General features: G+C 28.6%; 23 protein-coding genes. 10 read left to right on the forward strand and 13 right to left on the reverse strand.

The window, feature by feature from the left end:
- Positions 1-47: 47 nt before the first annotated feature.
- Positions 48-1,337, forward strand: a complete 1,290-nt coding sequence (locus tag ABJG40_RS07410) for an aminopeptidase P family protein (RefSeq protein WP_348023942.1) — start codon at positions 48-50, stop codon at positions 1,335-1,337.
- A gap of 67 nt (positions 1,338-1,404) precedes the next feature.
- Here ABJG40_RS07410 and ABJG40_RS07415 read toward each other — a convergent pair whose 3' ends face one another.
- Positions 1,405-2,409, reverse strand: coding sequence for a sugar kinase (locus tag ABJG40_RS07415; RefSeq protein ID WP_348023943.1), 1,005 nt, complete (start codon positions 2,407-2,409; stop codon positions 1,405-1,407).
- A gap of 71 nt (positions 2,410-2,480) precedes the next feature.
- Entirely contained in the window at positions 2,481-3,266 is a 786-nt protein-coding gene (locus ABJG40_RS07420) for an alpha/beta hydrolase (protein WP_348023944.1), read from the reverse strand.
- A 155-nt stretch (positions 3,267-3,421) separates the two neighbouring features.
- Between ABJG40_RS07420 and ppk2 the strand changes: the two genes are divergently transcribed.
- The 5 genes from ppk2 (at position 3,422) to ABJG40_RS07445 (ending at position 7,613) form a co-directional block, all read left to right on the forward strand.
- Positions 3,422-4,222 carry a polyphosphate kinase 2 gene (gene ppk2, locus ABJG40_RS07425; RefSeq protein WP_348023945.1) on the forward strand — a complete coding sequence of 267 codons (801 nt, stop codon included), beginning with the start codon at positions 3,422-3,424 and terminating at the stop codon, positions 4,220-4,222.
- Positions 4,223-4,305: 83 nt separating this feature from the next.
- Positions 4,306-4,659 carry a hypothetical protein gene (locus ABJG40_RS07430; RefSeq protein WP_348023946.1) on the forward strand — a complete coding sequence of 118 codons (354 nt, stop codon included), beginning with the start codon at positions 4,306-4,308 and terminating at the stop codon, positions 4,657-4,659.
- A 135-nt stretch (positions 4,660-4,794) separates the two neighbouring features.
- Positions 4,795-5,571 (forward strand): MbnP family protein, encoded by a 777-nt coding sequence (locus ABJG40_RS07435; RefSeq protein ID WP_348023947.1) that lies wholly within the window; start codon positions 4,795-4,797, stop codon positions 5,569-5,571.
- A gap of 55 nt (positions 5,572-5,626) precedes the next feature.
- On the forward strand, positions 5,627-6,676 hold the full coding sequence (locus ABJG40_RS07440) for a cytochrome c peroxidase (protein WP_348023948.1): 1,050 nt from the start codon (positions 5,627-5,629) through the stop codon (positions 6,674-6,676).
- Entirely contained in the window at positions 6,651-7,613 is a 963-nt protein-coding gene (locus ABJG40_RS07445; RefSeq protein ID WP_348023949.1) for a hypothetical protein, read from the forward strand. Before ABJG40_RS07440 ends, ABJG40_RS07445 begins: the two co-directional genes overlap by 26 nt.
- 127 nt (positions 7,614-7,740) lie before the next feature.
- Here ABJG40_RS07445 and ABJG40_RS07450 read toward each other — a convergent pair whose 3' ends face one another.
- Together ABJG40_RS07450 and ABJG40_RS07455 are read right to left on the reverse strand one after the other, a co-directional pair.
- Entirely contained in the window at positions 7,741-8,484 is a 744-nt protein-coding gene (locus ABJG40_RS07450) for a hypothetical protein (protein ID WP_348023950.1), read from the reverse strand.
- A gap of 103 nt (positions 8,485-8,587) precedes the next feature.
- Positions 8,588-9,445, reverse strand: coding sequence for a winged helix-turn-helix domain-containing protein (locus ABJG40_RS07455; RefSeq protein WP_348023951.1), 858 nt, complete (start codon positions 9,443-9,445; stop codon positions 8,588-8,590).
- Positions 9,446-9,558: 113 nt separating this feature from the next.
- On the opposite strand from ABJG40_RS07455, the gene ABJG40_RS07460 reads away from it, so the two are divergent.
- Complete coding sequence (locus ABJG40_RS07460; RefSeq protein ID WP_348023952.1) at positions 9,559-10,137, forward strand: hypothetical protein; 579 nt, start codon at positions 9,559-9,561, stop codon at positions 10,135-10,137.
- Positions 10,138-10,183: 46 nt separating this feature from the next.
- Here the strand turns inward: ABJG40_RS07460 and ABJG40_RS07465 are convergent, their stop codons facing one another.
- The 8 genes from ABJG40_RS07465 to ABJG40_RS07500 all read right to left on the reverse strand — a co-directional run bounded on the left by ABJG40_RS07465 (position 10,184) and on the right by ABJG40_RS07500 (position 17,205).
- Positions 10,184-10,540, reverse strand: coding sequence for a cupredoxin domain-containing protein (locus ABJG40_RS07465; RefSeq protein ID WP_348023953.1), 357 nt, complete (start codon positions 10,538-10,540; stop codon positions 10,184-10,186).
- Positions 10,541-10,604: 64 nt separating this feature from the next.
- Positions 10,605-11,153, reverse strand: coding sequence for a carboxymuconolactone decarboxylase family protein (locus tag ABJG40_RS07470; RefSeq protein WP_348023954.1), 549 nt, complete (start codon positions 11,151-11,153; stop codon positions 10,605-10,607).
- Positions 11,154-11,507: 354 nt separating this feature from the next.
- The gene (gene trxA / locus ABJG40_RS07475; protein ID WP_348023955.1) at positions 11,508-11,822 is read right to left on the reverse strand and encodes a thioredoxin; all 315 of its coding nucleotides are present in this window, start codon (positions 11,820-11,822) and stop codon (positions 11,508-11,510) included.
- A gap of 236 nt (positions 11,823-12,058) precedes the next feature.
- Positions 12,059-12,898: a helix-turn-helix domain-containing protein gene (locus ABJG40_RS07480; protein WP_348023956.1), complete on the reverse strand. Its 840-nt coding sequence runs from the start codon at positions 12,896-12,898 to the stop codon at positions 12,059-12,061.
- A 92-nt stretch (positions 12,899-12,990) separates the two neighbouring features.
- Entirely contained in the window at positions 12,991-13,473 is a 483-nt protein-coding gene (locus ABJG40_RS07485) for a hypothetical protein (RefSeq protein WP_348023957.1), read from the reverse strand.
- Positions 13,470-14,237, reverse strand: coding sequence for a hypothetical protein (locus tag ABJG40_RS07490; protein WP_348023958.1), 768 nt, complete (start codon positions 14,235-14,237; stop codon positions 13,470-13,472). Before ABJG40_RS07490 ends, ABJG40_RS07485 begins: the two co-directional genes overlap by 4 nt.
- A gap of 150 nt (positions 14,238-14,387) precedes the next feature.
- Positions 14,388-15,653 (reverse strand): branched-chain amino acid transport system II carrier protein, encoded by a 1,266-nt coding sequence (gene brnQ / locus ABJG40_RS07495; protein WP_348023959.1) that lies wholly within the window; start codon positions 15,651-15,653, stop codon positions 14,388-14,390.
- Positions 15,654-15,657: 4 nt separating this feature from the next.
- Positions 15,658-17,205, reverse strand: coding sequence for a serine hydrolase (locus ABJG40_RS07500; protein WP_348023960.1), 1,548 nt, complete (start codon positions 17,203-17,205; stop codon positions 15,658-15,660).
- 46 nt (positions 17,206-17,251) lie between these two features.
- Here ABJG40_RS07500 and ABJG40_RS07505 point away from each other — a divergent pair, with 46 nt between their 5' ends.
- From ABJG40_RS07505 to ABJG40_RS07515, 3 genes are all read left to right on the forward strand, one after another.
- On the forward strand, positions 17,252-18,037 hold the full coding sequence (locus ABJG40_RS07505; RefSeq protein ID WP_348023961.1) for an alpha/beta hydrolase: 786 nt from the start codon (positions 17,252-17,254) through the stop codon (positions 18,035-18,037).
- Positions 18,038-18,106: 69 nt separating this feature from the next.
- Positions 18,107-18,562, forward strand: a complete 456-nt coding sequence (locus tag ABJG40_RS07510) for a YHS domain-containing (seleno)protein (protein WP_348023962.1) — start codon at positions 18,107-18,109, stop codon at positions 18,560-18,562.
- Between the two features lie 2 nt (positions 18,563-18,564).
- Entirely contained in the window at positions 18,565-19,008 is a 444-nt protein-coding gene (locus ABJG40_RS07515) for a YHS domain-containing (seleno)protein (RefSeq protein ID WP_348023963.1), read from the forward strand.
- A 95-nt stretch (positions 19,009-19,103) separates the two neighbouring features.
- Here ABJG40_RS07515 and tyrS read toward each other — a convergent pair whose 3' ends face one another.
- Positions 19,104-20,396 carry a tyrosine--tRNA ligase gene (gene tyrS, locus ABJG40_RS07520; RefSeq protein ID WP_348023964.1) on the reverse strand — a complete coding sequence of 431 codons (1,293 nt, stop codon included), beginning with the start codon at positions 20,394-20,396 and terminating at the stop codon, positions 19,104-19,106.
- Between the last annotated feature and the right edge of the window lie 57 nt (positions 20,397-20,453).

Consider the following 20,453-nt stretch of genomic DNA (forward strand, 5'->3'; position numbering starts at 1 on the left):
TATTGTTGATATTATCGTTACATTTGTTTTTACAAATTCAAAATCAGATGAAATATCAACCTATAAATTCAGAACTTTTTATAAAAAATCGTAAACATTTTACTTCTGCTATGAAGCCAAATAGTTTAGCGGTTTTTAATTCTAACGACATTTACCCAATTAGTGCAGATAGTACAATGCCTTTTGAACAACACAGGGATATTTTATATTTAAGTGGTGTAGATCAAGAAGAAAGCGTGTTGTTCCTATTTCCAGATTGCCCAAATGAAGCTTACAAAGAAGTTTTATTTGTAAGAGAAACCAATGAGCATATTGCTATTTGGGAAGGAGAGAAATTAACTAAGGAAGCTGCTTTTAAAACCAGCGGAATTAAAACTGTACTTTGGTTGCAAGATTTAGAAAAGGTCTTATTTGAAATTAGTACCTATGCAGATACTTTTTACATCAACACAAACGAACATTACAGAGCAAATGTAGAAACAGAAACTCGAGAAGATCGTTTTACAAAATGGTTATTAGCAAAATATCCTGCACATTCTGTTGCAAAAAGCAATCCAATTTTACAAGGTTTACGTTCTGTAAAAGATCAAATTGAGTTAGATTTAATTCAACATGCATGTAATATTACCGAAAAAGGGTTTAGAAGAATTTTAGGTTTTGTAAAACCAGGCGTTTGGGAATATGAAATTGAAGCTGAATTATTACATGAGTTTGTAAGAAACAGATCTAAAGGGTTTGCATATACGCCAATTATTGCAAGTGGAAACAATGCCAATGTTTTGCATTATATTGAGAATAATCAACAATGTAATGCAGGAGATTTAATCCTATTTGATATTGCTGCAGAATATGCAAATTATAAAAGTGATTTATCTAGAACGATTCCTGTTTCAGGGAGTTTTACTGACAGACAAAAAGCAGTTTACAATGCTGTAAATCATGTTAAAAAAGAAGCCACAAAAATGTTACTTCCGGGAACTTTATGGAAAGAATATCATGTGGAAGTTGGTAAAGTGATGACATCTGAGTTGTTAGGTTTAGGATTGTTAGACAAGGCAGATGTGCAAAATGAAGATAAAAATTGGCCAGCATATAAAAAGTATTTTATGCACGGTACTTCTCATCATATGGGATTAGATACGCATGATTATGGCTTGTTACATGAACCGATGAAAGCAAATATGGTATTTACTGTAGAACCAGGAATTTACATTCCTGATGAAGGTTTTGGAATTCGTTTAGAAGATGATGTTGTGGTACAAGAAAAAGGAGAACCATTTAATTTAATGGGAAATATACCCATTGAAGCAGATGAAATTGAAGATTTAATGAATTAAGTTTTATTTCAAACCATAAAAAAAAGGCGAGTTTTTTAAAACTCGCCTTTTTTATTTTTATAAAAAATTATCTTTTTAATCTTCCAGTCATATTTCCTTCTAAAATACTAATTACTTCATCTTCAACTGCATAATTTACATCACCTAAGTACGTGTGTTTTATGGCACAAGCTGCAGATCCAAATTGCATTGCTTTATAGTCGTCAAATTTTTGTAGTCCATGAATTAATCCAGCAGCAAAAGCATCACCAGTACCAATTCTATCAACAATGTGTGTAATGTCTATATCTTCAGTTTCTCTAAATTCAATACCATTCCACATTCTAGCTCTAATTTTATGCCAAGAAGAATTAATGGAAGTTCTAATTTTATCAAACACTTTTTCAATAGATGGGTATTTTATCATTAATTGCTTACTTGCTTCAATAAAATCTTCGTTAGAGTACGAAAAATCAGTTTCTAAAAGCTCGTTAATTTCATTAATTCCGCCAATAAAAACAGTAGAATACGATACCATTTCAGATAAAACTTCTCTTGGATTTTCTCCATATTTCCACAAACCACTTCTATACGTTGGGTCTGCAGAAATTTGCATTCCTTTTGTTTTGGCTAGTTTTAAACCTTCTAAAAGCGTTTCTTTACTTCCTTTGTTTAAAGCAGGTGTAATACCTGTCCAATGAAACCATTTGCCTTTTTTTAAAGAGGTTTCCCAATCTACCATTTCTGGTTGAATTTCTGAAAACGAAGAATGAGAGCGATTGTATGAAATAGAACTTGGTCTTATTACTGCACCAACTTCTAAAAAATAAACCCCTAAAGGTCTTTTAGAGCGCACAATTGCAGATGTACTTACACCAAATCTTCTTAAATAAGATATAGCTGTATCTCCAATAAAATCATCAGAAATACAAGAAATATGTTTAACATCTCCTCCAAAATTTGAAATAGAAATACCTACGTTTAATTCTGTACCTCCAAAATAAAACTCAACGTTATTAGATTGGATAAATTTTTTGTTTCCTCGTGGCGAAATTCTCATTAAAACCTCACCAAAAGTAATTATTTGATTCATGACAAATGCTTTTATAGAGCAAATATAGTTCAATTTTACGAAATTGGTTAACCAATTTAACGATTAAAATACTATATGTTTAAAGATGTAATAAAACGAATAGTTTGGTTATTAAAAGTTTCTGGCTGCTCTACATTTACAACATGACCACAATTATCTACAACAAATAAAGAAGAAGTAACATGCTTAGAAACAATGTTTTTAATAGAAGGTAAAAACAAATGGTCTTCTGCTCCCATTATATATAAAGTAGGAATTTTAATGTCTTTTGTTCTAAAAAAGCGTAATAAAGGATTTATTTCAGAAGTTAATTTAAACCAACGTAAAAACTCTTTTTGATATAATTTTTTAGCTTCATTTACAAAAAGTGATCTTGATTTTTTATGATTTTTCTTTGGCATAATAATAAATGCAAATAGTTTATACAGCATCATATAAGGAACTACAGATTTAAATATATTACCAACTTTCATTAACACTTGAGAGCGAAAATTAAGTTTAATAATAGCGCCACCCATTATCATACTTTGTACCAATTCTTTTCTTTTTTCAGCGAGGTTTCTTATTAAAATTGTACCTAAAGAAATACCAATAAAGTGAGATTTTTCTATTTTAAGATGTTCTATAACTTCAACAATATCATGAGTTATAGAATCAAAAGTATATTTAGGGTTAAATGTATCTTTTAAAGTAGGTTTGCTAGCCCCATGACCACGTAAATCTAAAATTAGAACATTAAAATGGCTTTTAAAGTCTCTAATTTGTTTGTACCAAATAGAACTGCTTCCTCCTGCCCCATGAACAAAGGTTACCCATTCTTTAGAAGTACTATGAGGATATGAATAATAGTTTAACAAAAATTTACTTTAATAATAGAATCGCAAAAATAGGATTTTTTTATTTGATGAAATAAACATATAAATCTAGCCTTATATTATTTATAATTGATTTAAAATAGGTAATATAGGTGTAAATACCATTGTGTTTTTTCTAATTTTTGTAAATTGGTAGAATGGAAAAATCGACTTCTAAAAATAACAAGAAAAAGAAATTTAATTACGATCTAGAAATTGCAAAACTGCATACAGAATTGGTTAATTTACAAGAATGGGTAAAAAAACAAGGTTTAAAAGTTGTAATTGTTTTTGAAGGAAGAGATGCTTCTGGAAAAGGAGGAACCATTAAACGTTTTACAGAACCTTTAAACCCTAGAGTTTGTAAAGTTGTTGCATTGGGTGTACCAACAGAAAGAGAAAAAACACAATGGTATTTTCAGCGATACGTACCTTATTTACCTGCAGCAGGAGAAATTGTTTTGTTTGATAGAAGTTGGTATAATAGAGCAGGTGTAGAAAAGGTAATGGGTTTTTGTACAGATGATGAATATGACGAGTTTTTACGTTCTTGTCCGGAGTTTGAACGTATGTTGGTAAGATCTGGAACTATTGTTTTAAAATATTGGTTTTCTGTAAGCGATGAAGAACAAGAAAGACGTTTTAAAAACAGAATTTCTAATCCGTTAAAAAGATGGAAATTTAGCCCTATGGATTTACAATCTCGTTCACGATGGTTAGAGTATTCTAAAGCCAAAGACAACATGTTTGCACATACAGATACAAAACAAGTGCCTTGGTACGTTGTAAATGCAGATAATAAAAAAAAAGCACGTTTAAATTGTATTAGTCATGTTTTAAGTAAAATACCTTACGAAAAAATAGATTTAAAACCAATTGAATTACCACCATTACCAGAACATAAAGGCTATGTAAGACCTCCTTTAGACTATCAAACTTTTGTGCCAGAAAAATTCTAATTTATCACTATATCTATCTTATTTAAGCACTATATTTGCGAAAAAAATATTTTCTGAAAAAATTTATTTTCATAACATTATTTATGGCATTTGCTCTTAGACCAATCTATCATTTAGGGTATATCGCCTATTTTGAGTATAATATAGATTACATTATAGAAACGTATTGTGTAAATAAAGAAAAACCACAATTGCAATGTAATGGTAAATGTCATTTAGCAAAACAAATTGCTCCTCAAATAGATCTTTCTAACAAAGATATAAAAGGTTTCAATACAATTTCTGAAGCTTTTTTTCCTGTTTTTAAAGAAAAAGACTATAGTTATAATATAAAAAAGTTACTTAAGGTAAACATAAAAGATAATTGGAAATTAAAATTTTTAAATCCAACAAATTTTGTTAATCTTTTAGAACAACCACCAGATTTTCTTTCTTAAAATAATACGCAAATTTTAATTTTTAGTACAATTTATATAGGGCACAGGCTTTATATATAAAAAACTGTGCTATAAAAATAACAACCATTATTAAAATAAAATACTTTAAACCAATAAGTATTTAAAAAGAAAATTATGAAAATTACAAAATACATAGCTGCATTTTTTATTGCGCTAACAATTACTGCATGTTCAAACGAAGAAGAAGAAATTACAGGAGAAGGAAATGTTTCTTTAGAATTTGATAATTCTTATAGTACATCAGATTTATTATTAACTACAACCTCTTATAATGCAAATGAAACAGAAGAGGTTAAAATTTCTAAAGTAAAATACATTGTTAGTAATATTAGATTAGAAGATGAAGATGGAGTTATTTTTACATATCCAAAAGAAGATTCTTATTTTATAATTAGTGAAGAAGATGGATCCTCTCAGTTTATAAACCTTTCTAATATTCCTGCAGGAAATTATACAAAAATAACTTTCGGAATTGGTGTAGATCAAGAAAAATATTTAGAAGGAGCAACAGGTCAAGGAGATTTTTTAACCCTAGCTCAAGATGCAGGTATGATGTGGTCTTGGCAAGCAGGTTATAAGTTTTTTGTTTTTGAAGGCGTTTATACTTCAGAAAACACAACTACAGAAACTGCTTTCGCTTTTCACATGGGAAGCCATGGTACAGCTCTTGATAATTATAAAGAAATAACTTTAGACTTAACAAACACAGCAAGAGTTAGAACAGATTTAACACCAGAAATACATGTGGTTTCAGATATATCTAATGTATTATCTGGTACCACAAGCTTTTTATTAGATGATGCTGCTCAAATACATGTAGATGCAGTAAAATCTCCACAAATTGCTACCAATGTTAATGGTATGTTTTCTGTAGATCACGTACATAATTAATTATTATATAAAACGCAATTAGTGTTTTTCTAGTTGCGTTTTTAATCTTTTAATTATGAAGAAAATAAGTATAGTTTTTTTAGGTATTTGTATACTTTATTCTTGTTCTAAAGAAGAAGAGTATATGGTAATCCCTAAGAATTTAGAATTAAAAGTACCTAGTAATTTTCCAGAATTAGAATACGATTTAACAAATAACCCTTTAACAGAAGAAGGAGTTGCTTTGGGTAAAAAATTATTTTATGAAGGAAAATTAGCTTCTGATGGAATTATTTCTTGTGGATTTTGTCATGAACAAGCTTCAGCATTTACACATCATGGGCATACTATTAGTCATGGAGTAGATGGAAAAATGGGTTTTAGAAATACACAACCAATACAAAACTTAGCTTTTTTTACAGAATTTACTTGGGATGGAGCCGCAATTCATTTAGATCTTCAACCAATTATACCCATAACAAGTGAAGTAGAAATGAATGAAACTATTCCTTCTGTATTAGAAAAATTGAGTTCTTATAAAGAGTATGAAATTTTATTTACAAATGCTTTTGGAGATGCAGAAGTAACATCAGAAAGAATGTTAAAAGCACTTTCTCAATTTATGGTAACTATGATTTCTGGAGATTCTAAATATGATAAAGTTGTTAGAAATGAAGACAATACAGTTTTTACAACTATAGAAAGTAAAGGCTTAGAAATATTTAAAAATAAATGTGCAACTTGTCATTCTGGAGAGTTATTTACAGACAAAACCTATAGAAATAACGGAATTCCTTACAATACAAAATTTACAGAAGAAGAGGGTAGAAAACGTGTTTCTGGTTATGAAGTAGATTTCTATAAATTTAGAGTACCTAGTCTTAGAAACATAGAAATGTCTTTTCCGTATATGCATGATGGAAGATTTGGAACGTTAGAAGATGTTCTTAATTTTTATACAGATGGAATGACAGAAAATGGAGGAATAATAGATCCAATATTAGTAAAAAATGATGGTAGTTTAGGAATTGATTTAACTACAGATGATAAAACAGCTTTAATCGCTTTTTTAAAAACATTAACAGATAATACATTTTTAAATGATGAACGTTTTGCCGAATTTTAAAATAAAAAAATTAATCCTTGTTTTAGGGTTTATAGTTATATCACAAGTTAGTTTTTCTTGTGATTTATGTAGTTGCTCTACTAGCAGTGGAAGTTTTGGTTTAGGGACTTTAAATAACGCCAGTTTTATTGGTTTACGTTATATTTATCAAAGTTTCGAGTCTAAAGATGGAATTTTCTTAAACTCACCAACAAGCAAAGAAAACTTTCATACTTATCAGCTTTGGGGAAGGGTTCCTCTAACAGAAAATTTTTATGTGAGTGCAATTTTACCTTATCAAGATTTAAAGAGAAAATATACAGACAGGTCAGAAAATATTAATGGTTTTGGAGATGTAACTGTTATGGGCTGGTATAAAATTAAATTATTTAAGAAGCTTAAGAAAGATAAAGAAGACTCTTATTCATTTGTTGCTAAAGAACTATCGAATCATTCTTTAGAAATTGGTTTAGGAACCAAATTGCCAACAGGTAAATTCGAAGAAACATTAACAAATAGAGTAAACCCAGGTTTTCAATTAGGAACAGGTAGTTTTGATGGTGTTTTTGGAATCGCTCATAGTTATAAAGCAGATAAATTTGGTGTAAATACGAACCTAACCTATTATTTAAAAGGGGAAAATAAAAATAATTATAGGTTTGGAAATCAGTTTAGTTATGCTTCTAATTTATATTATACTATTTCTAAAGAAAAATATTTGTTTTTGCCTTTTTTAGGTCTTTCAGGAAATACTTATAATAAAATAGAACAATTTAGTGAAGAAGTTTCTAAAACAGATGGAAATGTTTTTAATGGAACATTTGGAGCAGAATTATCTACTAAAGATTTTATTTTAGGAGCTAATTATACCCTACCAATTTCTTATAATTTATTTGGAGGAAGTGTTATACCTAAACAAACGTTTTCTTTGTATTTAAATTTTTCATTAGAAAAATAAAATAATTGTAAAGTTAAAAACGACGAATATTAATATTCGTCGTTTTTTTATTTTGAGAACCCAATAAGTTTTTTAAAAATTGGCTTTTACCAACAATTAATTATAGATGATTTTGGTAATAGTTTTTTTAATTAGAACAATTATTCTTAATTAAATCGTCTATTGAAGGATTGTAACTATTAAATCCAGTAGAAAATTTAATAGTCTGACTATTTGCTTGTACAAACTGAACTAAAGAACAAAAATTAGTCAATGAGTCGTTAGATAAAATACTAATATCAGCAGAAGAAGAAATTCCTTCTAACCCACTAATACTAATTAAATTCAAATTATTCAAAATTATTATTTGAGGAATTTTTTTTAAATTTTCAAGGCCATTTAGGTTGTTCAATAAATTATTGTTAGAAAGAAAAAATTGAACACCAATATCAGTTAAACTATTCAAAGAGTTTAGATTTTCTAATTTACGATTTTCGGCAATAGTTAAACTATTTGATATATTCGTTAAATTATCAAGTCCATTTAGCGAGGTTAGTTCAAGATTATATTCAATTTCCAAAAAATCTAATTTTGTAATATTTTCCAGACCTTGTAAAGATTTTAAGTTATCATTGTGTCTAATTAGTATACCTCCATTTATTATTTCTAAATTTTCTAGAGCACTTAAATCTTCCACTTTATCTGTATAATTGATAATTAAATTTCCATTAATTGTTGTATACCCTTTAATGGTTGGGTCTTTTAAATCTTTAAGTGATCGAATTTCTAAATCTCCATCTAAATGTGTTATATATTCTGTGTCATCATCATTTGATGAACAAGAAATTATTATAAATAAACTAAAAACTGCTAATAATTGTTTTTTAATCATAATGTTTTTTTATTTGAATTTAAATTTTCATTTCAAATTTAATGCCAAATAATTTTTTACTAAAAAAGAGAGTTGTAAAACAACTAATAATTCTATACAATTTTTACTTTATCTCTAACTTATAACCAACTCCATGTACATTTGTTAGTTTAATGTTTTCATCTTCTTGTAGCTTTTTTCTTAATTTAGAAATATAAGTATCTAAACTTCTTCCTACAAAAACGCCATTATCTTCCCAGACTTTTTTGGTAAGTTCTTCTCTTTTTATGATCTGATTTGGATTGGCAACAAAAATTTCTAATAACTCACATTCTTTCTTTGAAAGTGGAATTTCAAAAGCTTTTTTAACCAATTTGTTTTGCTCAGGATAAAATTGAAAACTTCCTAAAACTTTATGCTCTTGAGTTTTTTCTTTTTGTGTTGCTACAATTTCATCTTTATTATAAAAACGCCTGTAAGCAATACCTAAAATTAAAGGAATAAAAATGTAAAAAAGCCAATTTTTGCTTTTTGAAGTTTCTTTTAAAAATTTTACTTCAATAATATAACAGTTTTTAGGTAAATCTCTGCCTTTACACGGAATAATGGTTTGCTCTTCAAACTTGTTTATTTCATAACTAAAACCAACTTCATTATCTAAACATCTAATTACTTCAACTCTATAGTTTTTAGATAAAGATGCTTTTTCAAAAACAGTTTTTACATTAGAAACTAAAACATCTGGTTTAAAAGAAAACTCAGTTTCGAATGTAAGAGAGAATTTTATATCACTAATTTTTTTAACAGGTAAAACAATTGAAACAGAATCGCTATCTGCTAATAATAATTGATTTCCAACTTCTCTTAAAGCTACTTTTACTTTTTCAGAAAAATCTTCATTATCTTGTGGTAAAAAATTCAAAAAACCAATAACAGCAATAGCTAAAAGTAAAATTGAAAAAAGATTCTTTTTGTTGTTCATAATTACAAATAACCAACAAATTCATCAATATTTACAACTGTTTACACTTCTTTTGCATTTTTTTGACACTTTTTTACGAATGTTGAAATAGTTTTATAGAAAATTAAAATACTATGAAAAAAGAATTATTTATTATCGCATTATTTTTCACCGTTTTTACTTTTGGACAAAAAAATGAATTCAATTTAATAAAATTAGATACTACTTGGGGGCAAGAAGTGTTGCGTTTTCCTGCTAGAGATATGGATTATATTGGTGTTGGAGATATTCGTTTTCCACCAGAAGGTTGGATTCATCCTGAACACACATTTTTTTGGTCTTACACGTATGCTTGGAGTATTGATGTAAACAGAAAAATTCCTACAAGTGAATTAGAATTAGATTTAGAAAAATACTTTAATAGTTTAAATAGTGTTGATGTAACTAATAAAACTGACAAACGAATAGCAACTGCAACAGTTACTAAAATTAAAAGAAAAAAATCGGTTACTTTTTATGAAGGTAAAGTAGAAACTTACGATCGTTTTGCAACCAACAAACGAATTACTTTAAATGTAAAAATTAAAAGTCATTTTTGTAAAAAGACACAAAAAACCGTGCTTTTATTTACTTTTTCTCCAAAAGAATTTACACATAAAGTTTGGCAAACTTTAAATAAAATAGAATTAGAAAAAGGCGTTTGTAAAAACTAAAAAAGGGCGAACAATAATGTTCGCCCAATCATTTGAATTAAAAAAATTATTCAACTATTAATGTGTATTGTGGTGTTGGGTTTAAAGGACAGAAATACACATACTCTCCTTTTTTTAAGACTACTTTGTTAGACGTTTGTTTTGTATTGTTTTCTACTTGTGCAGTAACATAAGCGTTTTTAATGTGTGCTTTTACATCTGCTTTTGGCGCTAAAACAAAACCTACATTATGGCCAACTTCGTTGTTTGCAATTTCAAAAATGTAAGTTCCTTCAGACAACGTAATTTGTTTCTGTGTAAATTCTCCTTTTGTTTGTTCTAAAGAAACTGTTTTTACTTCTTGTGCATTTGTATTGAATGCAAAACCTAATACGATTACTACTATTGCTATTAATTTTTTCATGATTATTATGTTTTTAATTTATAATTATACTTTTTGTCATTTCGAGCGAAGTCGAGAAATCTTATTATACTGTTGCTAATTCTAATGGTTGTGCTACTGGGAAATCTACAGCAACATCTGTTGTTTTATGAAAGTAATTTGTAATTGTAATTTCTCCAATTAATATAAAAGCATCTGCTAAATTTCCTTTTGTATAACCTGCTGCATAAAAGTTTTCTATTACTTCTTTAGTTGCTGCACCTCTATTAATTGCTACAGATTTTGCAAATTTTGATAATGCATCTAGTTTTGCATCAAAATAAGCGTTTCCGTTTCTTAATTCTAAAATTTGCGCTTCTGTAAAACCATTCATTTTACCAATTGCTGTATGTGCAGATAAACAATAAACACACTCGTTTACTTGACTTACTGCTAAGTTAATTACTTCTTTTTCTTTTGCTGAAAAACTTGTTTTTCCTTGACCAATTGCTAAAAAGTTACTTAAAGCAGTTTCACTATGTGCCAGAGCTGCATATAAGTTAGGTACAAAACCTAATCCTTTTTCTAATTGATTAAAAATTGCTTGGTTGTTTTCTGATACTTCGTTTTTTGTTGGTACATTAAATGTGCTCATAATTTGCTTTGTGCTGAATTTAGTTCAGCATCTTATTTATTTTATTATTAATTATTGTGTTTAAAATTGTTTTTAAGTTGTCATTTTGAGCGTAGTCGAAAAATCTCTATTAGTAAATTTAGATTTCTCCATTACAGTCGAAATGACAAGTTGTTATTTGCAAGTACAAATTTGTTGTTCTGGTTTTTGTTCATCATAAGTTTGATAACCCCAACAGTTTGGACATTGTGTGTTTTCTATTGTTTTCATAATTGTTGTTTTTTAGTTCTTATTGTTTGATACTGCAAAGATGCAACTGATTGTGACTCTAAAAATTGGACAAAAGTTCCTTTGAATTGGACAAGGACTTTTTGTTTATTTTAATCTGTCTATTTTACTTCTTAAATTTCTTTCGGTAATTAAACCTGTGTGTTTTTCTACTGCTTTACCATCTTTTATAAAAACCAATGTAGGTATGTTTCTAATTCCAAATTTTGCTGCTAATTCTTGGTTGTTATCCACATTTATTTTTTTGATGGTTATATTGTCTTTTAACTCATCTGCTAATTTGTGTATTGTAGGTAATAATGTTCTACATGGTCCACACCAATCTGTATAAAAGTCTAATAAAACAGTGCTATTATTTTCTATAACATTTGTATATTCTGTTTGATTTATTTGTATTTCCATTTTTTTATGTTTTAATTACACTGCAAAGATGCAACCAACATATACCTCTAAAAATGGACAAAAGTTCTTACTGTTTGGACAAGGATAAATAGTTGGCAAAAATGCACGCGTGAAGGATAGAGCAAGTTGTTTGAGCTCTTTTAAAGTTTGATAAAACTTTAAAAAGCGAGTTGCGAAAGCCTGACCTGAAAGGGCACGCCCAAATACGAAACGTTAATTGTAGAAAAATAAAGAGATTAATACTCTTTTTTAAATTGCAATGGAGATTTTGAAATTGCTTTGGTAAAGAAACGCGTAAAATAGGCAGGATCGTTAAAACCAAGATCGAAAGCAATTTCTTTAACGGTTTTATCTGTGTAAATTAACAAGCGTTTTGCTTCTAGTAAAATACGGTTTTTAATAAATTCTGATGGCGTTTTTGCACCCAATTTCTGAAAGTGTTTGGTAATCGATTTTGGCGAAAGGCCTAATCTATTTGCGTAGTCTGTTACGGTGTGCATAGTTTTAAAATTCTGTTCTACCAACAAACTAAAATCTTTAAACAAACGTGTTTCTGTATCTTCTTTTATAACATGATTTTCTTTCTTAACACGTACTGCATTAATAATAAATTGCTTTAAATACGATTGCAACATATCGTATTGTGCAGTTTCATTTTGTTGAAATTCTTCAATAAGACTTTCTAGAATAAAATTGAGTTTTGCAGTTTCTTTTGCACAAGGTTTTACAAACGGAGTATCATAAATATTGTTGAATAAAATTCCGTTACAAGCTACTTCTGCATCATGGGTTTGTATGCAATAAAAATCTCTAACAAAAGTTAGTTTGTAGGCTGTTTTAATTTGCTCTGAATCTACCGTAAAAACTTGCCCTAGTGATAAGAAAAATAACACATTATCTGTAAACGTATAACTTTCAAAATCGATATTATAAGTTCCTGTTCCTTCTTGAATCCAATAAATAGCATAGGCATTTTGTTGCACAGAATGATCTATAGTACATGCTTTTTCAAAGGCTACTGTGCTTACCGAAAAAATATCTTTAAAAGAATATTTTATAATGTCTTGAACTGCCATTTTGTTGTTTTGTTTTGGCTTGGTCGTAAAAGTTGATGGAAACTTATCGTTAAAAATAGTTTGTTACTAAATTTAATTTTGGTAGACGTAGCTTAAAACAGTAGTCCTAACTTAGAACTTAAGGGAATAGTTAAATCAATAACTTCAAACTTTAAATTGAACTCATCTTTTAAAGGTTCAATCATTTTTTTAAAAGATTTCCTGTCTTTAGTTATATAAGCATCAATTTCTCTATTATGAATTTGAGCAAAAAGTTTTATATCATTTATAACAACCTTTCTCTCTCCAAAATCTCCGAACTTACCAATGTCTTTAAGTAAAGCTAAAAATTGACCAGAAAACTTTGCATCTAAATAATCAAATTCTAACAACCTAAAGGAATTCAAGGATAGCAAATTCTCTGCATCATCACCAACAGAATATTCACTAACTACGATTGTAGAAAGATACATTTCTATATTGTTATCTGTAAAATACTTAAAATATTCAACACAATTCTCATGGAATTCATCATCTCTTTTAAGTAAACGTATACAAAAGGAACAATCTAAAAGAACACTCTTTATTCCGTTCATAGACCTTCTGCTTTTATATTATTTAACCAAACATCTACATTTTTTATCTTATCTAAATTTTCAGAAGCTTTATCGATAACTTTATCTAGAAGAGATTTATTAAAAATAGGTTTGTATTGTATAAAATCTAAAAGAACTAAATCAGATAAACTTTTATCCGATAGGTTTTTTTTACCTCGGACCTTAATACCATATGCTTTATAAGTTTTTTTATCTCCACTTGCAATTTGTTCCTTTGTTGCAGAAACAGTTATATTTCCATATTTATTAGTGCTGATATGTATGTTTGGGTTTTTCCCACCCTCTTGATAAATTTCTCCATACAAATAGAACTCACTTTCAAAATATAAAGGAGCAATCATTTCAAAGTCTGTTGACTCGTCAATTACCAAAGTAGAAACTTTAGAAAGGGAATTATTAAACTCAATTCTATAACCTTCTTTATACGCTCTTTTTTGAAATTTATCAATAATAGACTGTCTTTTATAGTCTAAAAAATCTAAGTTATTCCTGTTTTTTATTTCACTAGTTAGACCATTAAAAAGAATCACTGCTGTAATAGGTAAAAAAAACTTGTGCTTTGCAGAACCTTCTTCAATATCATATGAGATGTGGGGTCTATTCTTTTTTTCTTTTCGGTTAGGATACAAGAAAGTTTCAATGTCTGATATAAAATCTTTAACTTCATTTATATCAACATCTTTAGGGGTCAGAGAATTATCTCTATTTGTAACCCTGATTTCTATGTAACCTTGTTCTTCCACTTATTTTAAGTTTAAAAATACAAATTTAATTGATTTAAAAAAACTATAACCTAGAATGTATAAAAAAAATACTTGTTTCGATTTTATTATTTAATGCTTCCTATTAGAAAATTCATGTTATTAAAAACATAATTTTTATTAAAAGTAACGTTAGCGAATCTTCCTCAAATTCAATCCAACAAAAACCATTAAAGCAGGTAAAACCCAACCCAAACTCTGGTTTGCTAAAGGAATGATGTTTTTAATTCCTGTTAAGTTTTCTCTAGGAATTATAAAACCTAAAAAATCTGTTATACTAAAAACAAAAGTCACTAAAACAACACTTCTAAAAACCAATTTAGAAGCATATTTATTGGGTACAATATTTAGTAAAATCAATACAATTGTAATTGGATATAGAAACATTAATGCTGGTACAGCTAAAGTAATTATAAAATCGACTTGATAACTACCCACAATTACACCAATTATACAAGCAATTGCTGCTGTAATAATAAATGCTTGTTTAGAATCTTTGCAAATTCCTTTTACATAATCTGCGGTTCCGGTTACAATACCAACAGCAGTTGTAAAACATGCTAAAGCAACCAAAATACTTAAAAATGTGGTTCCTAAATTCCCTAAGGTTTGTGTGCTTAAACTTGTTAAAACATCGGTTCTTGATGCATTTTCTGCAAAAGTTGATGAAAATAAAGAACCACTTAAAATTAATCCACCATAAATTAATAGCAAACCAGCACCAGCAATAATTCCTGCTTTGGTAATTAGTTTTTTTCTTTCTTCAAAACTGTCATCACCTTTTAAGTTTAAAGAGATAATAATTACAGCACCAACAACTACACCTCCAATAGCATCAAAGGTTTGATAGCCTTCTAAAATACCATCTACAAAAGGTGTTGTAAATGTTGATGGATTTACGGTTCCTGAGGTTGTAAAAATGGAAACTCCAATAATTATAAATAGAATTAAAACAATAATTGGTGTTAAAAATTTACCAATTAAACTGATAATTTTATTACGATTTATGGCAAATATAAAAACCACTATAAAATAAATAATACTGGTTAAAATTGGCGGTGTTTCAAAAAAGGGGTGAATTGCCATTTCATGTGTAACAGCTGCTGTTCTTGGTGATGGAATTGCGATTGCAATTGCATAAATAAGCATACAATATGCTGTACTAAAAATTGGCGAAACTTTTTTGCCAAAATCATACAAAGTTCCTTGTAATTTTGCGTGCGCAAAAATTGCCAAAATAGGAATGGTTACTGCTGTTAGAACAAATCCTAAAACAACTATCCACCAATCTGCACCAGATTTAGCGCCTAAAGATGGAGGTAAAATTAAATTTCCTGCTCCAAAAAAGAGTGAAAAAAGAGCAAAACCTGCAATCCAAATATCTTTTGTTTTAATCAAAATATTATTGCTTTTTAAGGTTTAAATCGCCAAAATCGAAACTAAAATCTGTAATAGGCGCTATGTGTTTCATTGTTGCACTAATTGCTTTTCCTTTTTCATCAAAAGAAAACTGTACAAAAACATCTGCATCAAAACTTCTATTATCCCATTTTGCAACATAGGTTGTTTGATTATAAGGTAACAATTGCCCAACTAATTTAGAAGAACGTTCGCATTTTATACGGTAAGAATTTCCATCATTAGAAATGGTAATATTTCCAAACCAATTGTCTTTATAAGTACCAATAATTTGATTTGGTTTTGGCAAACTCTTATCTTTTTTAGCAATTTTAACTTTGTTGTAAACAGCTACCTTTAAGCTATCATTATATTTTAAATAATTGCTATTATTTGTACCATATCTTTTTAGCCAATTTCTATTTTTATAACCTAAATAACTATCTTTTATAGTATTTGTAATAGTGCTAAAAGCACTTCCATTCATTTGATTAGTCAAAACAACAATTGCCAAATCTAAATCAGGAATCATCGTAAACTGTGTTACAGTACCCAATAAACCACCTGTGTGATATACTTGTTTATAACCACCTTTTACATCTGTTAAAAACCAACCCAATCCATAACCTCTAAAATTAGAATTATAACTATCGTTTTTTCTAACTTTTAAAGGTGTTTGTAATTGCCAAAGCTCATGAAATTGTTGTTTGCTTAACAAACGTTTTCCTTCTTTGGTAACAGCATCATTCATTAAAAAATTAGCCCAAGTAAGCATGTCATTTACGTTACTCATAATTCCACCTGCAGGATTTGCAGTTTCGCTCCAATCATGAGGAATCTGAATTACTTTTCCTTCTGCTCTTGTATGTGCATCAATAATATTTTTGTGGTTTGTAACTCTGTTGTAAGATGCTTTACTGTTGTTCATTCCAACAGGTTTTAGAATTTTAGTTTCAATAAATTCTTCCCAAGAAAGACCACTTACACGTTTTAAAACCTCACCAGCAATAATAAACATATTGTTATTATATGCAAATTTACTTCTAAAAGATGTTTCTGGTTTTAGGTGTTTTACGTTTTTAATAACATCAGCAACCTTAAAATCATTACCTTCAGGAAAAAACATTAAATCTCCTGCGCCTAAACCCATTCCACTTCTATGAGTAACCAAATCTCTTACAGTAAATTCTTGTGTTACCCAAGCATCATATAATTGAAATTCCGGAATGTGTTTTCTTACTTTATCATCCCAATCTAGCTTGCCTTCATCAATCATCATAGCTAAAGCAAAACATGTAAAACCTTTACTGTTTGATGCAATACCAACTAAAGTATTTTCATTCATGTTCTTTTTATTGGTTAAAGAACGAACTCCATGACCTTTTGCATACACAATTTTTCCGTCTTTTAAAATACCTACAGAAATACCAGGAACATCAAAAGTTGTGAGTGTTTCTTTTACTAAATTGTCTAAAACTTGTTCTTCAATTTGAGCAAAAAAACTTGTTGTAGTAAACAAGAATGTTAAAATAAATGCTTTTATAAATTTCATTTTTGAAAAATTATTTTAAAGACTTAAAGATACATATTTTTGCTGCATGCAAAATTCTTTCACCTTTAAAAATGCACAAATTTCTTATTCTGATCAAGGAAAAGGAACTACTGTGGTATTAATTCATGGTTTTTTAGAAAATTCTAAAATGTGGAAAAAAATTACACCTGAATTAATTAAAAGAAATAGGGTAATTACAATTGATTTATTAGGTCATGGAAAATCAGATTGTTTGGGTTATGTACATTCTATGGGTTTGTTTGCAGAAACTATTGAAGGTGTTTTAAAACATTTGAGAATTCGTAAATATATTTTGGTTGGCCATTCTTTAGGAGGATATATTTCTTTAGCTTTTGCCAAAATGAATCCTTCTAAAATAAAGGGATTGTGCTTGCTTAATTCTACTTCTAATAATGATTCTGAAGAGCGTAAAAATTTAAGAAAAAGAGCAAATGAAATGGTACAAAATAATTTTGAAGCGATGGTAAAAATGTCAGTTTCTAATTTGTTTCATCAAGATAATTTATTAAAATTTAAAGATGAAATTGAAGTGGTTAAAAATGAAGCTTTACAAACTTCTGTTCAAGGGTATATTGCAGCTAACGAAGGGATGAAAAACCGTGTAAATGAAAGTCAGTTTTTAAAAGAGTGTTCTTTTAAAAAAATAATAATTATTGGTGAGAAAGATCCTATTTTAGATTACCAAACTTTATTGCTAGAAGCAAAATATACAAATTCTGAGTTCGTTGTTTTTCCTGATGGTCATATGAGTCACATTGAAAACGCTTCAGAATTGATTACCGTTTTAAAAGAGTTTATAAAATCTTGTTAATCTGATTTCATATTAACTTTCTTTGTAATTTCTTAAAAATTTATTCGACTATGGATTAAAACCAATCGAATGAAACAATCTATTTTATTACTTTTTTTTGGACTTTCTACAATTTTATCTGCACAACAAATAGATTACAACACTAAAAATGGTTTTGTAGCAGAAGGTTATGATGTGGTTTCTTATTTTAATGATAAAAAACCAGTAGAGGGAAACAATAAATTTATAACAATTTATGATGGTGCTAAATTTAGATTTTCTTCAGAAAAACATTTAAAAATATTTACAGAAAGCCCTAAGAAATATGTTCCACAATATGGAGGGTATTGCGCATATGCAGTTGCCGAAAAAAACACAAAAATGTATATTGATGGAGAAGCTTACGAAATTAGAGATGGAAAATTGTATTTATTCTATACCTCTTTTTTTGGTAGTAAATTAGAAGATTGGCAAGAAGGAAATACACCAAAATTACAAGTAAAAGCAGATAAAAACTGGAAAAATTTAAAACATAAAAAAAATTAGAGATGAACAAAATAGGATTTTTAATTATACTAATTTCATTTTCAGCTTTCGGACAAGATAATTATAATTTAAAAAAAGGTTTTGTTGCTGAAGGGTATGATGTTGTTAGTTATTTTAACAACAAAGTAGAAAAAGGAGATAAGAAATTTGTTGCAAATTATGATGGAGTAAAATTTAAGTTTTCATCAAAAGAACATTTAGAAACGTTTAAAAAGTCTCCAAAAAAATATGTTCCTGCTTATGGAGGTTATTGTGCATATGCAATTGGTGTAAAAGGAGAAAAAGTTTCTATTGATCCAAAAACATTTGAAATTAGAGAAGGTAAATTATACCTTTTTTACAATTCTTGGGGAACAAATACTTTAGAATTGTGGCAAAAAGAAGGCGCTGAACAATTAAAAGCAAAAGCAGATAAAAACTGGTTAAATATTAACAAAAAAGGATGATTGAAAGCAAGCTTGGGGGAGTTTGTGAATGCAGTAGAAAAGAAAAGAGCTGAATTAATTCAGCTCTTTTCTTTATTATAATATTTAATTTAGTTCTATTCTACTACTAATAAATAATACGTTTTTTTACCACGTTGTAGTAAGACATATTTATGAGCAATTAAATCTTCTTTAGAAATTTTAAAATCTTCTTTTACTTTTTCTTTATTTACAGAAATTGCATTTTCTTTTAAAGCTCTTCTTGCATCTCCATTAGATTTTAAAAAGTTAGTTTTTGCTGCTAAAGCACCAATCATATCTAAACCTTCTTCAATATCTGCAATGGTAACAGTTGCTTGTGGTACACCATCAAAAACATCTAAAAACGTTTGTTCGTCTAAAGATTTTAAATCATTTGCATTTGATTTTCCAAATAAAATATTAGAAGCTGCAATTGCTTTTTCATAATTTTCTTTTCCATGAACTAACGTGGTAACTTCTTCTCCTAAACGCTTTTGTAAAACACGTACATGAGGTGCTTCTTTATGTTGTTCAACTAAAGAGTTAATTGTTGCTTCATCTAAAAAGGTAAAGATTTTAATATACTTTTCTGCATCTTCATCAGAAGTATTTAACCAATATTGGTAAAATTTATAAGCAGATGTTCTTTTAGCATCTAACCAAACATTTCCTCCTTCAGATTTCCCGAATTTAGAACCGTCAGACTTAGTAATTAATGGACATGTAATTGCATATCCTTTTCCATTACCAATTCTTCTAATTAATTCTGTTCCTGTAGTAATATTTCCCCATTGATCAGAACCACCCATTTGAATTGTAGTTGCATTTTCTCTAAATAAATGTAAGAAATCATACCCTTGTACCATTTGATATGTAAACTCTGTAAAAGACATTCCGTCTTTAGATTCTGAGCTAATTCTGTTTTTTACAGAATCTTTAGCCATCATGTAGTTAACAGTAATGTGTTTACCAATATCTCTAATAAATTCTAAGAACGAAATATCTTTCATCCAATCGTAATTATTTACTAGAATTGCAGCATTTTTTTCATCCGAAGTAAAATCTAAAAAGTGCCCTAATTGTGCTTTTACACATTCTTGATTATGACGTAACGTTTTTTCATCTAACAAATTACGTTCTGCAGATTTTCCTGAAGGATCTCCAATCATACCAGTTGCACCACCAACCAAAGCAATGGGTCTGTGTCCACATCTTTGATAATGTGCAAGCAACATTATAGGCACTAAATTACCAATATGTAAAGAATCTGCAGTTGGATCAAAACCAACATAAGCACTTCTCATTTCTTCTAGTAAATGTTCTTCAGTTCCTGGCATGCTGTCGTGCAACATTCCTCTCCATTTTAATTCTTCAATAAAATTCTTCATTGTATTCTGTTTATCAGTTGGCAAATATAAGTTTATCGAGCAAAATATACTAAATTC

Source organism: Polaribacter sp. (genome assembly GCF_039939415.1).
Taxonomy (GTDB): domain Bacteria; phylum Bacteroidota; class Bacteroidia; order Flavobacteriales; family Flavobacteriaceae; genus Polaribacter.

Bases quoted from the DNA above. Each gene is read 5' to 3' on its own strand.
- ABJG40_RS07410 (WP_348023942.1), top strand. From the start codon at position 48: ATGAAATATCAACCTATAAATTCAGAACTTTTTATAAAAAATCGTAAA.
- ABJG40_RS07415 (WP_348023943.1), bottom strand. From the start codon at position 2,409: ATGAATCAAATAATTACTTTTGGTGAGGTTTTAATGAGAATTTCGCCA.
- ppk2 (WP_348023945.1), top strand. From the start codon at position 3,422: ATGGAAAAATCGACTTCTAAAAATAACAAGAAAAAGAAATTTAATTAC.
- ABJG40_RS07430 (WP_348023946.1), top strand. From the start codon at position 4,306: ATGGCATTTGCTCTTAGACCAATCTATCATTTAGGGTATATCGCCTAT.
- ABJG40_RS07435 (WP_348023947.1), top strand. From the start codon at position 4,795: ATGAAAATTACAAAATACATAGCTGCATTTTTTATTGCGCTAACAATT.
- ABJG40_RS07440 (WP_348023948.1), top strand. From the start codon at position 5,627: ATGAAGAAAATAAGTATAGTTTTTTTAGGTATTTGTATACTTTATTCT.
- ABJG40_RS07445 (WP_348023949.1), top strand. From the start codon at position 6,651: ATGATGAACGTTTTGCCGAATTTTAAAATAAAAAAATTAATCCTTGTT.
- ABJG40_RS07450 (WP_348023950.1), bottom strand. From the start codon at position 8,484: ATGATTAAAAAACAATTATTAGCAGTTTTTAGTTTATTTATAATAATT.
- ABJG40_RS07455 (WP_348023951.1), bottom strand. From the start codon at position 9,445: ATGAACAACAAAAAGAATCTTTTTTCAATTTTACTTTTAGCTATTGCT.
- ABJG40_RS07460 (WP_348023952.1), top strand. From the start codon at position 9,559: ATGAAAAAAGAATTATTTATTATCGCATTATTTTTCACCGTTTTTACT.
- ABJG40_RS07465 (WP_348023953.1), bottom strand. From the start codon at position 10,540: ATGAAAAAATTAATAGCAATAGTAGTAATCGTATTAGGTTTTGCATTC.
- ABJG40_RS07470 (WP_348023954.1), bottom strand. From the start codon at position 11,153: ATGAGCACATTTAATGTACCAACAAAAAACGAAGTATCAGAAAACAAC.
- trxA (WP_348023955.1), bottom strand. From the start codon at position 11,822: ATGGAAATACAAATAAATCAAACAGAATATACAAATGTTATAGAAAAT.
- ABJG40_RS07480 (WP_348023956.1), bottom strand. From the start codon at position 12,898: ATGGCAGTTCAAGACATTATAAAATATTCTTTTAAAGATATTTTTTCG.
- ABJG40_RS07485 (WP_348023957.1), bottom strand. From the start codon at position 13,473: ATGAACGGAATAAAGAGTGTTCTTTTAGATTGTTCCTTTTGTATACGT.
- ABJG40_RS07500 (WP_348023960.1), bottom strand. From the start codon at position 17,205: ATGAAATTTATAAAAGCATTTATTTTAACATTCTTGTTTACTACAACA.
- ABJG40_RS07505 (WP_348023961.1), top strand. From the start codon at position 17,252: ATGCAAAATTCTTTCACCTTTAAAAATGCACAAATTTCTTATTCTGAT.
- ABJG40_RS07510 (WP_348023962.1), top strand. From the start codon at position 18,107: ATGAAACAATCTATTTTATTACTTTTTTTTGGACTTTCTACAATTTTA.
- ABJG40_RS07515 (WP_348023963.1), top strand. From the start codon at position 18,565: ATGAACAAAATAGGATTTTTAATTATACTAATTTCATTTTCAGCTTTC.
- tyrS (WP_348023964.1), bottom strand. From the start codon at position 20,396: ATGAAGAATTTTATTGAAGAATTAAAATGGAGAGGAATGTTGCACGAC.